12 protein-coding genes are annotated in these 13,814 nt (G+C 44.1%); 2 read left to right on the top strand and 10 right to left on the bottom strand.

Features of this window, described 5'->3' with window-relative positions:
• Window positions 1–242: 242 nt before the first annotated feature.
• The 5 genes from QZY09_RS02620 to QZY09_RS02600 form a co-directional block, all read right to left on the bottom strand.
• Entirely contained in the window at window positions 243–1,415 is a 1,173-nt protein-coding gene (locus QZY09_RS02620; protein WP_295667743.1) for an acyl-CoA dehydrogenase family protein, read from the bottom strand.
• 177 nt (window positions 1,416–1,592) lie between these two features.
• Window positions 1,593–1,919, bottom strand: a complete 327-nt coding sequence (locus QZY09_RS02615; RefSeq protein ID WP_295667741.1) for a type II toxin-antitoxin system RelE/ParE family toxin — start codon at window positions 1,917–1,919, stop codon at window positions 1,593–1,595.
• Window positions 1,920–2,153 (bottom strand): hypothetical protein, encoded by a 234-nt coding sequence (locus tag QZY09_RS02610; protein WP_295667739.1) that lies wholly within the window; start codon window positions 2,151–2,153, stop codon window positions 1,920–1,922.
• 97 nt (window positions 2,154–2,250) lie between these two features.
• A complete protein-coding gene (locus QZY09_RS02605; protein ID WP_295667737.1) occupies window positions 2,251–2,778 on the bottom strand; it encodes an adenine phosphoribosyltransferase in 528 nt (175 codons plus the stop codon).
• Entirely contained in the window at window positions 2,775–3,644 is an 870-nt protein-coding gene (locus QZY09_RS02600) for a helix-hairpin-helix domain-containing protein (RefSeq protein ID WP_295667735.1), read from the bottom strand. The genes QZY09_RS02605 and QZY09_RS02600 overlap by 4 nt, the downstream gene beginning before the upstream one ends.
• A 77-nt stretch (window positions 3,645–3,721) precedes the next feature.
• On the opposite strand from QZY09_RS02600, the gene QZY09_RS02595 reads away from it, so the two are divergent.
• Window positions 3,722–5,476 (top strand): lysophospholipid acyltransferase family protein, encoded by a 1,755-nt coding sequence (locus tag QZY09_RS02595; RefSeq protein ID WP_295667733.1) that lies wholly within the window; start codon window positions 3,722–3,724, stop codon window positions 5,474–5,476.
• A 657-nt stretch (window positions 5,477–6,133) separates the two neighbouring features.
• Here the strand turns inward: QZY09_RS02595 and QZY09_RS02590 are convergent.
• From QZY09_RS02590 to pheT, 5 genes are all read right to left on the bottom strand, one after another.
• Window positions 6,134–6,664, bottom strand: coding sequence for a DUF962 domain-containing protein (locus QZY09_RS02590; RefSeq protein ID WP_295667731.1), 531 nt, complete (start codon window positions 6,662–6,664; stop codon window positions 6,134–6,136).
• A 68-nt stretch (window positions 6,665–6,732) separates the two neighbouring features.
• Window positions 6,733–8,301, bottom strand: a complete 1,569-nt coding sequence (gene rny, locus QZY09_RS02585; RefSeq protein WP_295667729.1) for a ribonuclease Y — start codon at window positions 8,299–8,301, stop codon at window positions 6,733–6,735.
• Window positions 8,302–8,538: 237 nt separating this feature from the next.
• On the bottom strand, window positions 8,539–8,832 hold the full coding sequence (locus QZY09_RS02580) for a cell division protein ZapA (RefSeq protein ID WP_096353787.1): 294 nt from the start codon (window positions 8,830–8,832) through the stop codon (window positions 8,539–8,541).
• A gap of 21 nt (window positions 8,833–8,853) precedes the next feature.
• On the bottom strand, window positions 8,854–9,141 hold the full coding sequence (locus tag QZY09_RS02575; protein ID WP_295667725.1) for a hypothetical protein: 288 nt from the start codon (window positions 9,139–9,141) through the stop codon (window positions 8,854–8,856).
• A 236-nt stretch (window positions 9,142–9,377) separates the two neighbouring features.
• Window positions 9,378–11,777, bottom strand: coding sequence for a phenylalanine--tRNA ligase subunit beta (pheT, locus tag QZY09_RS02570; protein WP_295667723.1), 2,400 nt, complete (start codon window positions 11,775–11,777; stop codon window positions 9,378–9,380).
• Window positions 11,778–12,060: 283 nt separating this feature from the next.
• Here pheT and dnaE point away from each other — a divergent pair.
• On the top strand, window positions 12,061–13,814 hold a 1,754-nt coding region (dnaE, locus tag QZY09_RS02565), incomplete at its 3' end, for a DNA polymerase III subunit alpha (RefSeq protein ID WP_295667721.1).

Raw genomic sequence — 13,814 nt, 5'->3', positions numbered from 1 at the left:
GAGTGGTGAGTGGTGAGTGGGTAAAGATGAATTTTCCAACATGCCATCTTCGGCATATCCATCATCATTCGATGTATCACCAGGGGTGTTTTAGAAGGAGTTAACGATGGCAAACGCGTAGGGGCGATCCCTTGTGGTCGCCCTCGGCACATACCCGCGTTTTCCCCAATAATCAGGAGATTATTTATGACCGGGCAATCGGTGTGTTAAGGGCGACCACAAGGGTCGCCCCTACGTTAATTTCAACGAAGCACTTCCCGCGAGATCACAATCTTCTGTATCTCCGATGTCCCCTCGCCTATTGTGCAAAGTTTGGCATCACGATAGTATTTTTCAACCGGGAAATCTTTCGTATATCCATAACCGCCAAAGATCTGCACCGCTTCGGTAGCAGTGCGCACAGCAACTTCAGAAGCATAGTATTTGGCCATGGCCGATTGTTTGGTTACCGGCAGGTGTTTATTTTTGAGGTCGGCGGCCTGCATAATGAGCAGTTCAGCGGCTTCAATTTCGGTAGCCATATCGGCCAGCTTAAAGGCGATGCCCTGGAAATTACTGATCGGCTGCCCGAATTGCCTGCGTTCCTTGGAGTAGGTTACCGCCGCTTCGAAAGCGCCTTTAGCGATCCCCAATGACAGTGCAGCGATAGAAATACGCCCGCCATCCAATACTTTCATGGCTTGTTTAAAGCCTTCACCCTCATTACCCAGCCTGTTTGCTACCGGTACATGGCAATTGTCAAATATCAGTTCCGTGGTTTCTGAAGCGCGCATGCCCAGCTTATTCTCTTTTTTACCATGGGTAAATCCGGGTGTGCCTTTTTCAATTACCAGCGTGGTAATGCCGTTTGAGTCATTCTTTTCTCCGGTACGCACCATCACCACCGCTACATTGCCTGATTTGCCATGCGTGATCCAGTTTTTGGAACCGTTTACGATATAATGGTCGCCGGCCAAAACGGCAGTGGTATTCATCCCCATCGCATCCGAGCCGGTGTTGGCTTCGGTAAGCCCCCAGGCGCCCAGCCATTCGCAGGTGGCCAGTTTGGGTAGCCAGCGTTGTTTTTGTTCTTCATTGCCAAATGCCAGGATATGGCCCGTACATAAGGAATTATGTGCAGCTACAGAAAGCCCTATCGATCCGCATACCTTAGCGATCTCGCTGATCACCGTTACATATTCAAAATACCCAAAGCCCGAACCGCCGTATTGTTCAGGAACGAAGATGCCCATCATGCCAAGTTCGCCCAGTTTTTTAAACAGATCGATGGGGAAATACTGCGCCTCGTCCCATTCCATCACGTGTGGCCTGATATGTTTTTCGGCGAAATCTTTGGCCGTTTGGCCAATCATTTTCTGATGATCGCTGATAGAAAAATCGAATCCGGCCGGCAGGTCTGTAAGCAAAGAATCCATAGGTTTTATATTGATTTATAGCAAAGTAACGCAATATTTTGTGTATTGGTTTCAAATAAAATCTGCCGAAAAATGACGGAATTGGTATATGGTATGAATTATGGGTTTAGTTGAAATGAAGGTGGGGTCGTACGTTTTAACAAATTAAAATAAATTGGGGTTTTCGACCTCTAAAAATTATATATCATCAATATCGTCACCCGTACCGCGTTCTGACTTCCATATTTCAGGGTTTCGGCTGGTATGCAAAACGGCAGCAATAATTATTGTTTTCCTGGATTCGTCAACATTATAATGCGCCATAAAAGGAAACACATCAAACACTGCTGTCCGCGTTTCATCACACCTGTTAACAAAATTATATGGATGCTTTTTGAGCGAATTCAATTTTTCGCGAACGTGAAGAACAAATCTTTTGCCAAGGCCTTTTTGTTTAGATTCATACCAGGAAGCCGCTTCTTTAATGTCTTGTTGAGCGACTGGCAAAATAACAAGGCGGTACATTTAGAGCTCTTTTTCAATTTCATCCATTGCTGTGTCAAAATCCAGCACTTGTTCAGGATGCTTTTTGTATTCGCTCATTCGGTTTCTGACTAGGTCTATATGCCAATCCGGAATCGAGGTTTTGTCCAGTTCGTCAATGCCCTTAAATTTATTTTTCAGCTCGTTCCACTCGTTGATGGGTATAAAAACACCGGTGGTTTCACCCTTACTATCCGAAATAAATTGCAAACTCATAACACCTTAATTTAAATCCAGTTTTCACTTTCACCCTTTACTCAGTCTATCAAAAATAACAATAAAAATTTAAAATAGCATCAGCAATCAGACTGTGTCAATATTCTGCCAGCACCAGCACCCTATCGCAAACCGGCGCGATCCTTTCTTTCCCATTTAAAAATCCCAAACCAACCACAAAGGAAAACCCCGCGACGATACCCCCCATTTCCTGGATCAGTTCGCTGGCTGCAAGGGCGGTGCCGCCGGTGGCCAGCAGATCATCGTGGATCAATATATGCTGCCCGGGCTCAAAGGCATCGGTGTGCAGTTCGATGGTAGCGCTGCCGTACTCCAGTTTGTAAGCTTTTTGTTTGATGGTAAAGGGCAGTTTGCCGGCTTTACGTACCGGCACGAATGGAACGCCCAACCTGGTGGCCAGGGTAAGGCCAAATAAAAAGCCGCGGCTTTCAATACCCGCTACGGCATCTATCCGGATCCCTTTTAACTTTTCAAAAAAAGCATCCACTATGCTGATGCATAGCTGAGGGTCCTTTAATATGGGCGTTATATCCTTAAAAATGATCCCTGGCTTCGGGAAATCTGCTATATCGCGGATCGCGGTTTTAATTTGCTGTTCTATCATTTAAAAGCTAAATAAGGCTCAATTTTACGCAAAATTCCTTCATCAAGCAGCACAATATTTCTTAAATCCGCTATGGAATTGTATTTACCATGCTGTACGCGGTATTGAACAATGGCGTTAACCTGTTTGTAATTGAGGTAAGGGAAAATCCGCAACTGATCAAATGATATCGTGTTAATGTTTATCTTTTTTACCTTATTGATGTTTATCGAAACATGGTTCTTTATGCCGACATATTCCAAAGAATCTATCCCGTAGATTTCTTTCAGCTGTTCTTTATTAATAAAACCACCCAAACGGTTTCGGTAGCGGATAATCCGGACGGCAAAGGACGGGCCTATACCTTCCAACGCTGTCAGCTTTGCGGAATCGGCGCCGTTAAGTTCAATTACCGCGCCGGGTTTGGCTTTTTTATACCCTTTGTTCCCTTCGGGGATATTGATATACGGTTCAATCCTTTTATAGTCGTCAGAGGTAATGGCGTAGATCTTCTTTACATCCTCCTTTGTATAAAAGTGGCCGCCTTTAGTGCGATAGTGCAATATCACATTAGCCTGGCGCCCGCTTAAACCCAATAGCTTCCATTGCGACACGGTTAAAACATTCGGATCAAAAGGAAACATAATCGGGCTCGCAATTTTGACATCAGTACCGGGGTCGCTGTCGCTTTCGTTTCCATTTTTTTCAACACTGCTTAATTGTGCCGCCGCTTTGTCGAAATCTTTGAAATTTATTGTATTATCTTTGCGGAACAGGCGATAGCCATAAGGCGCAGCTAATACCCCTGCAATTAGTATAACAAGTACTACCAAACCGTTCCATTCTTTTTTGGTAATGGAAATATGTTGTTTTATCCGGCTTTTCATTAAAGGTTTGTGAGGGTTAAATTAAACAATTTTTAAGGAAATTATTAATACCCGTTAAAGGGTTTATTTTTGCACCAATGAAAGTGATCACCACCGAAGAGTTCGCCAAAGCCACCAAACTGGATAAGCTAAAAATGCCCGGCCTGGCCGCTTTGCTGATGGAACTGATGAAAATCAACCAGGTGAACGAACTGTTCGCCCAGGCACAGCCTAAACAAGGCCCTGATTTTGTTGACGCAATTTTGGAAGGCTGCGGGATTGATATTGAGTTTGATGAAAAGGAACTTCGCCACATCCCGAAAACAGGCAGTTTTATTGCCATCGCCAACCATCCCTATGGAGGAATTGAGGGCATGGTATTGCTGAAGATCCTTTGTATGGTACGGCCCGACGCAAAACTGATGGCGAACTTCCTGCTTAAAAAGATCCCTAACCTGGCCGATTATTTTGTTGCCGTAAACCCCTTTGAAAATATTGATCACTCCTCTTCTATCAGCGGCTTAAAAACGACACTGGAACTATTGGCTAACGGCACGCCGATAGGTATTTTTCCGGCAGGAGAAGTGTCTACCTTTAAGGTGGATAAAAAACAGGTAACCGACCGCATGTGGCACCCTGTTGTTGGCAAGATCATCGCGAAAGCTAAAGTACCGGTGGTTCCTATTTATTTCCATGGCAACAATGGCTTGCTGTTTAACCTGCTTAGCTTGATACACCCTGCATTGCGGACAGCCAAACTCCCTTCAGAACTTTTTAACAAGCACGGGCATACCATTAAATTGCGAATAGGTAAACCAATTAGTCCGGACGACGTGGCCGGGTTTAACAACAGCACCAAGCTGCTTAATTATTTAAGGGCGCGTACCTATGCTTTGGGTACGGGCCTCGAAGAGGAAAACAAGATCTTCCATCCGCGCAATATATTCAAGATAAAAAAGCAGGCCGCCGAAGTCGTACCCGAGATCAGCAGCGAGATCCTTGAAAAAGAGATCGCCCCTTTACGCGAGGAATACCGCATTTGGGTAGAGAAGAATTATGAAGTTTTTATCGTGCCCACCTCTACTATCCCAAATGTGATCAGGGAAATCGGGCGCTTGCGTGAATTAACATTCAGAGATATTGGCGAGGGCACCAACAAAGCTACTGACCTTGACGAATACGATATTTATTATCATCATCTATTCATTTGGGATGTAGAAGCAAAAATGATCGTCGGCGCCTACCGGCTTGGGCTGGGTGACGAAATTTTTTACAGTATCGGCAAAAAGGGATTTTATGTTTCAGAACTGTTCAAGATCAAATCGCAGTTTACGCCGGTTTTAAAAAAGAGTATCGAACTGGGGCGCTCATGGGTACGGAAAGAATACCAGCAAAAACCATTGCCATTGTTCCTGTTGTGGAAAGGGATCCTGAAATACCTGATCGACAATCCACGCTACCGCTACCTCATTGGCCCGGTAAGCATCAGTAATTCTTTTTCAAATTTCTCTAAATCATTGATTGTTGATTATATCAACCGTCACCACTTCGATCATGAAATGGCGCAGTTTGTAAGGCCGAGGAAGAAATTCAAGGTTGACATGGAAAGCATCGATACCGACCTTTTAATGGAAGGTGAGGATACTTTTAAAGGCCTGGATGCATTGATCTCTGAAGTGGAAACCCGGAACATGAAAGTACCCGTACTGTTGCGCCAGTATATTGCCCTTAACGCCAAGATCATTTGTTTTAATATCGACCCTAAGTTTGCCGATTGCCTTGATGGCTTTTTAGTGCTTGACCTTGAAAAGGTACCACAGGATATTCTGGAAAAGCTGGGGAAGAATTTATAGAGCTTGATTGGGTTTTCAAAACAGCGTTCAACCTAATTAGCCCAATCCACCTGATCCAACCTGATCAACTAACAAACCCGATCAAGGCAACTTTTGCTGCTGGAAATATTGATTAACCAACAGCGTATCCAAAGGCTTGTGATTCGTATCAGAGGTGATTATAGTTGCATTAATCAGCCAATGGGTGTTATCCGTTCTCTTCCCCTTAATTTCCCCTGACAATGTTGTTGGAAAATATGCAAAATCGCAGCATATACAGCTTGTACTAAAAGCGCCGGCAGGTAAGCGGCTGGGGTCTATTACAAATGTGTTGTCACTTAAGGAGGTTTCAAACGAAAGCTGCACCGTCAAATCGCATACCGAACTATCAACGCTTTTATAAACAAACACCCTACTGCTCCCGGCCTGGAGTTGTGGATACGATCCGGTAACATGCGCGCGATCGTAATAGTTGTAGAAACACGTGTAATTTGCATTACAAACCGTCAAAGGGCCATTGAGATTGACCTGGGGACCGCCGTTTTTCCTGCAACCCCAAATTATAAAACACAAAATCAGTAATGCCGCCGCTGTCTTCATAATATCAATAATCAATTATCAAACAATACGAGGGCAACCGGCGATCTGTTACAATAGGTATTGAATTAAAAAGTAATGTTAATACCTGAGCGAATACTTTTTCAGGATAAAATGCAGCAGCCAGATCGGCCCGATGAGGAGAAACCGCAGGTCATCAAAAAAGGATGGTTTTTTACCTTCTATTTTATGGCCGATGAACTGGCCTATCCAGGCAACAACAAAAATGATCAGGCAAACCAGCCATAAGGCGGGGCCGCCTGCCTTTTGTATTTCTTCCAGCTTTACCACACCGTAAAAAAAGGCAAAGAGCACAAGCATCATGAAGTACGACAATACCGGCGCAAGCCTGTAGTAATAATAAATGCTAAAAGCCAGCAAAAATGAGGCCCAGTTAACGAACCCGTTATACTGACCCATAAATTTAAGGTACGGAAATGGGATAGCCCAAACCAGGCCAAACAAACTGAACACGATCAGCGGAACACAGATCCAGTGGATAAGTTTATTTGTTGGATTTTGATGGCTTTCGGCGTATTTATCAAAATAAATATCTACCGGCCGTTTTTCAACAACCTTTACAGATGATTTTTTATTTGATGCTACAGCCACTTGGGTTAATGTTTATAAATGTGACATAGATGAGCAGGCCCATCTATGTCACGAAGGATTGATTTTATCTATTTAGCAAACGCTACAGACCTGGTTTCCCTGATCACGGTAACTTTTATCTGTCCGGGATAAGTCATTTCAGTTTGTATGCGGTTGGATATATCTGCCGCCAGTATTTCAGACTGCGCGTCGCTGATCTTCTCGCTCTCCACTACTACACGCAGTTCACGACCGGCTTGTATCGCGAATGTCTTTTCAACACCGGGATAAGACAATGCCAGCTCTTCCAATTCTTTTAAACGTTTGATGTAGCTTTCAACCACCTCGCGGCGTGCTCCCGGGCGTGCGCCTGAGATGGCATCACAAACCTGAATGATCGGTGATAACATCGATGTCATTTCCACCTCATCGTGGTGAGCGCCAATAGCGTTGCAAACTTCAGGATGCTCTTTATACTTTTCAGCTAATTGCATACCCAGGATAGCGTGTGGCAATTCTGGATTATCATCAGGCACTTTGCCAATATCGTGCAACAGACCGGCACGTTTCGCAAGCTTTACATTCAGCCCTAGTTCAGCTGCCATGGTAGCGCAGAAATTAGCTACCTCGCGTGAGTGCTGCAACAGGTTTTGCCCGTAAGACGAACGATACCGCATACGCCCTACCATCCGGATCAATTCAGGGTGCAGGCCGCTGATGCCAAGGTCGATTACGGTACGCTCCCCTATCTCCACAATTTCTTCTTCGATCTGCTTTTTGGTTTTGGCAACCACTTCTTCAATACGCGCCGGGTGGATCCGTCCATCTGTCACCAAGCGGTGCATAGCCAGGCGGGCAATCTCGCGCCTTACCGGGTCAAAGCCTGAAAGAATGATGGCTTCCGGAGTATCATCCCCAATACTGTCTATCCCGGTAGCCGCTTCCAGTGCCCGGATGTTCCGGCCTTCACGACCAATGATACGGCCCTTAATCTCATCATTTTCAATGTTGAAAATAGAGACCGTATTCTCAATAGCGGCTTCAGTAGCTGTCCTCTGGATCGTTTGGATAACGATCTTTTTAGCTTCTTTGGTAGCGGTAAGTTTGGCTTCGTCAACAATGTCTTTGATCTGCGCCATGGCCTTGCTGCGGGCCTCTTCGCGTAAATTGTCAACCAGTTGGTTCTTCGCATCTTCTGCAGATAAGCCGGCAATGGTTTCCAATTGCTGTACGTGCGAGTTTTTCAGGATCTCAACTTCTTCTTGTTTTTTGACAACAATTTCGGTTTGACGCTCCAGGTTTTTGCGCACATTATCCAGTTCGCTTTCCTTGCGGTTCATGTTCTCCAGGCGCGAGTTTAATGATTGCTCCTTTTGTTTCACGCCGTTTTCGCGTTGGTTAATGTTGTTGTTCTTTTCGTTGATCTGCTGTTCGTGTTCAGCTTTCAATTGTAAAAAACGCTCTTTCGCTTCAAGCAATTTGTTCTTTTTCAGAATTTCAGAGTCGTTCTCCGCATCTTTCAGGATCTTTTTTACTTTATTCTGAGCTGCTACTTCCTGATCTTTAAAAAGTTTCCTTAGTAAAAAGCGCCCGATGAGCACGCCGGGAAGGCCTCCTATCAGCACGCCGATAATGAGATATAATAGTGTACTATTCATTGTTTGAGTTATAAATATATAATTGGTATAATAAAAAAACCGCGTCTAAATTTTTAAGTATCATGTATTTAAAACCTCAAATGGGACAGTTTGGAATCATGGGTTACCGTTAATTGAAACGACTAACGCATGCCTCTTTGATCCGCTGAATATTGAAGCGTTAAGTTTTTAATAGTGATACTTAAAATTTAACCGCGGCTAAATCTTAAATGCTCGTGCACTTTATGTAAAGAACGTTTATTGCTTTGAAAAAAATTCCGTTAATAAATAATCCAACTGGTAAACCTTTTCAGTTACTTCTGTATCTTCAACTGTAACCTTCTTTTCCGCTTTTAATGAGGATGTTGCATAATGCAGCACACACATCGAAAGCAGGTCTTGTTTATCCCGAACTGCATAATTTTCCTGATATTCTTTTATCCGGTCATTAATCAGCTTGGCTGCCCTACGTATTATTTCTTCCTCTTCCATGTTTACCTTTAAAGGGTAAACTCTGTCAGCAATATTTATTTTTATGGAGATTTCTCCCATCTGAGCTTTTCACTATTTGTACTATTTTTTTAATAATACAATACACTTATCAATTTCTTGCACAAATTCGTTAATTTTTTGCTTTATGTCAAGACTTTTTTCATTTGTTTCTGAAAAAGATCTCGCCATTTTCAAAGCGCGGAGCTTTTCCTCCACTTCTTTGGTCTTATTTTTACTGGCTTCAAGGGCTACGGACAGCGCCTCGCTCTCCAGTTTCAACAAGTCGTTTTCCTCCTGCAAAGCACCGCAAAGCTCAATTAAGTGCTCTGTTCTATCTACGATACGGGTTAACTGCTCTGCGAGGGCCATTTGTTTTAATTGGTGAATTGTTGAATTAGTGAATTAGTGAATGAATAATACAAGTTGTATTTATTTTGCGTTACTTAATTATTAAATCCCAATTCAGGTCGAAATATATCAATTAATTTTCAATTCCCGTAAGCTTACACAATAACTTACTAAATCAATCACTCGTACACCAATCAATAATTCAATAAATCAATAATTCAATAAATCACTAATTCGCCAATTCACTAATTCACTAATTACTTCCTGATCTCCGCTCCTGATTCTTTTTCAAGGTTGTAAATTAATTTTTGCATAATGGCATCGATCGCTTTATCGGTCAGTGTCTTTTCACTGTCCTGCAAAATAAAGCTCAGCGCGTATGATTTTTTTCCTGCCGGGAGTTTGTCGCCCTGGTAAACATCAAACACATTTACATCCTGCAATAATTTACGTTCTGTTTTCTGGGCGATCTGTTTTAACTGGCCGAAAGTTACGTTTTTATCGATCAGCATAGATAAGTCACGCCTTACCGCCGGGAATTTTGAGATCTCCGAATAAACAATTTTGTTTTTACGCGCCTGTTTCAGGATCATATCAAAATTAAAATCAGCGTAAAAAACTTCCTTGTCAACGTCAGTCTTTTTCAAAGCGTCTGTTGCTACCGAACCGAATTTTACCAGTTGCTTGTTATTCAATTTATATTGCAATCCATAGGCAAGTTTTTTGCAGGTGGCATCTTCAACCAGCACATCGCTGATGCCGAGTTTTGCCAGTACACCATCAACAACAGCCTTTAAACTATAAAAGGATGCCGGCTTGCTTTTTTGATTCCATTGTATGGCGCTTTCCGAACCTGTAATAAAAACGGCAAACCGCTGGGTCTCGATATATTTCCCTTCTTCAACCGAATAAACCTTTCCAAACTCGTACAGTTTCAGGTCGGGGTTTTTGTGGTTTTGATTATACGCGATGGCTTCCAGCCCCGAGAACAGCATACTCTGGCGCATTACATCCAGGTCGTTGCTTAGTGGATTTAAGATCTTTACCGCTGAATCCAAATTGGATGAATAAGCCGATTTGGTTAGCGAGTTCGACATGATCTCGTTAAAGCCATTCGCAGTCAGCAAATCGGATATGAGGCTTTGAACCGAATCCTTTTCGGGCCGCTGCGAATTATTTAACGATGCCCTCACCTGGGTTGGGATCTCGATGTTGTTGTAACCGTAAATGCGCAGGATCTCTTCCACTACATCCACATCCCTGGTGATATCCACGCGATAGGGAGGCACTTTCAACGAAAGGCTTTCGCCTGTTTCGTTTACGATCTCGATCTCCAAAGCTTTCAGGATGCCTTTTATTTCATCATGCGCAATCGCTTTACCGATCAACCTGTCGATGGTTTTATAAGTTACCTCAACTTCAAACGGCGCAACAGGGTTCGGGTAGTTATCCGAAACTTCCGAAGATATTTCTCCGCCGGCTATTTCCTGTATCAGCAAAGCTGCCCGCTTTAACGCGAAGACAGTCATATTAGGGTCAGTACCGCGCTCGAACCTGAAAGAGGCATCTGTTTTTAAACCATGCCTTTTGGAAGTTTTGCGAACCGATACCGCGTTAAAATAAGCGCTTTCCAGAAATATATTTTTGGTAGTCGCTTTCACGCCCGACCCGATGCCGCCAAATACCCCGGCGATACATATTGGTTTTTCGGCATCGCAGATCATCAGGTCATCGGCAGAAAGCTTGCGTTCTGCGTCGTCCAATGTTTTAAATAAAGTTCCTTCCGGGCAGTTTTTTACGATCACCGTGTCGCCTGCTATTTCATCGGCATCAAAAGCATGCAGGGGCTGGCCCAAATCATGCAAAACATAATTGGTAGCATCCACGATGTTGTTGATAGCGCGGATGCCGATCACCGCCAAACGCTCTTTCAGCCATTTGGGCGATTCCTTTACCTCCACCCCTGAAATTGTCACCCCCGAATATCTTGGGCTGGCCTGTTCGTTCTCCACAATTACCTTTATGGTACGGTTGATATTATCTACCTTAAATGCGGATACATCCGGCCTTTTAACAGCGATCTTCAAAAAAGCGGCAATATCCCTTGCCGTACCCAAATGCGAAGCGGCATCGGCACGGTTTGGCGTTAAGCCGATCTCATAAAGATAGTCGTCGTTTATTTTAAAATATTCTTTGGCAGGGGTTCCGACTACAGCGTTTTCATCCAGTACCATGATACCGGCATGATCGTTACCAAGCCCTATCTCATCTTCGGCGCAGATCATCCCTTCGGATGCTTCGCCCCTTATTTTTGATTTATTTATTTTGAAAGGCTCGCCAACGGTTGGGTAAACAGTTGTACCAACGGTAGCAACCACCACTTTCTGCCCTGCGGCTACGTTATTTGCCCCGCAAACAATTTGCAGGTCCTCGCCGGTACCGGCATCTACCTTAGTTACTTTTAAGCGGTCGGCGTTGGGATGCTGGGTACATTCTTTTACGTAACCGATCACCAAACCTTCCAGTCCGCCAGGGATAGGCTGAACTTTTTCAAGGCTCTCCACTTCCAAACCGGTACCTGTCAAAATCGTCGAGATCTCTTCGGGGGTTTTATCGGTTTCAATAAATTCTTTCAGCCAATTATAGGATATCTTCATTATAGCGCAACAATAATCGGCAAAGATAGGATTTAGTCCGAAAGTCGGGAAGAACGGAAGACGGAATTAAGAAAAGAAAAAATCTGTCCGACCAACCGGCTCTGAAATCCGAAATAAAAATACTGTCATTACTTGTTTTTTTTCTCACAAATCCGAAATCGAAATTCCGACATCCGAAATTTCTTAACCTCCCCTGTTTTTCTCCACATTAAATCCGAAATCGAAATTTCGAAATCCGAAATCAGTAACTTTGCTCTCTTCTAAAAAGGGATAAAAAAACATCATGCCGGATTTTTCGCACTTACACGTACATACCCAGTTCTCATTGCTCGACGGCGCTGCCGACATCTCCAAACTGTATAAAAAAGCGGCGGCGGATGGCATGAAAGCACTGGCTATTACCGACCATGGCAACATGTTCGGTGTGTTTAAGTTTGTGGCGGAGGCTGGAAAACACAATGTAAAACCCATAGTAGGCTGCGAATTTTACGTGGTGGATGATCGCCATAAAAAACAATTCACCAAGGAAAAGAAAGATAAACGGTATCACCAACTGATGCTGGCCAAAAATCCCGAAGGCTATAAAAACCTGGTTAAGCTTTGTTCCTATGGTTATATGGAAGGCCTGTACAGCAAATGGCCCCGTATCGATAAGGAATTGATCCTCAAACATCATAAGGGACTCATCGCCACTACCTGTTGTTTGGGCGCATCCGTACCGCAAGCTATTTTGCGTGATGGCGAAGCGGCGGCTGAAATAGAATTTAAATGGTGGCTCGACCTGTTTGGCGAGGATTATTATATCGAACTGCAGCGCCACGATATCCCCGAGCAAAATACCGTGAATGCCGTATTGCTCAAATTCGCCAAAAAATATAATGTAAAGGTGATCTGCTCCAATGATTCGCACTATGTGGATCAGCAGGATTCCAACGCGCACGATATTTTGCTTTGCGTAAACACCGGCGATATGCAAAGCACCCCTATTGCTACCGATGAAGAAGGCGGCAAAGGTTACCGGTTCGGTTTCCCTAACGACCAGTTTTATTTTAAAACGCAGGCCGAAATGGGCAAACTGTTTAACGACCTGCCGGAGTCGTTAGATAACACCAACGAGATCGTCGACAAGGTTGAAGTGTTAAAGCTGAAGCGCGATATCCTGTTGCCCAACTACATCATCCCCGAAGAATTTAAAATACACAGCGAAACCACGCCGGATTCAGATACCCTTAACCAGTGGGAATACCTGAAGCATCTCACCTTTATGGGTGCCAAAGAACGCTATATCGATATCAGCCCGGAGACAGAAGAGCGTATCAACTTTGAGTTGTTTACGATCCGCACGATGGGTTTTGCCGGTTACTTTTTAATTGTGGCCGATTTCATAAGGGCCGGCCGTGATATGGGCGTGTTTATTGGCCCGGGTCGTGGTTCGGCAGCAGGATCGGTGGTGGCTTATTGCACCGGGATCACCAATATCGACCCGATGAAGTATAACCTCCTGTTCGAAAGGTTTTTGAATCCCGACCGTAAATCAATGCCCGATATTGATACGGATTTTGACGACGCAGGCAGGCAAAAGGTAATTGACTATGTGGTTGATAAATATGGCAAAAACCAGGTAGCGCAGATCATTACCTATGGCTCCATGGCGGCCCGTACCAGTATTCAGGATGTTGGCAGGGTGCTGGATATGCCCCTGTCTGACGTGAACGCGATAAAAAAACTGGTACCTGATACTTTAGGCATCACTTTACGGGAAGCCATTGAGCAGGTACCCGAGTTAAAAGAAATACTAACAGGCCACGACCTGAAAGCGCAGGTACTTCGCGAAGCGGAGAAACTGGAAGGCTCGGTACGTAATACAGGTGTTCACGCTGCGGGGATCATCATTGCACCTTATGACTTAACCGATATTGTTCCTGTCGCGGTAGCAAAAGACTCCGACCTGCTGGTTACCCAGTACGACGGCAGGGTGATTGAAGATGCAGGCGTCATCAAGATGGACTTTTTGGGCTTGAAAACCCTTACCATTTT

The organism is uncultured Mucilaginibacter sp. (assembly GCF_903913935.1).
In the GTDB taxonomy this organism is placed as follows: domain Bacteria; phylum Bacteroidota; class Bacteroidia; order Sphingobacteriales; family Sphingobacteriaceae; genus Mucilaginibacter.
The sequence above is the reverse complement of the archived record's forward strand: the minus strand, read 5'-3'. Positions and strand labels throughout refer to the sequence as shown.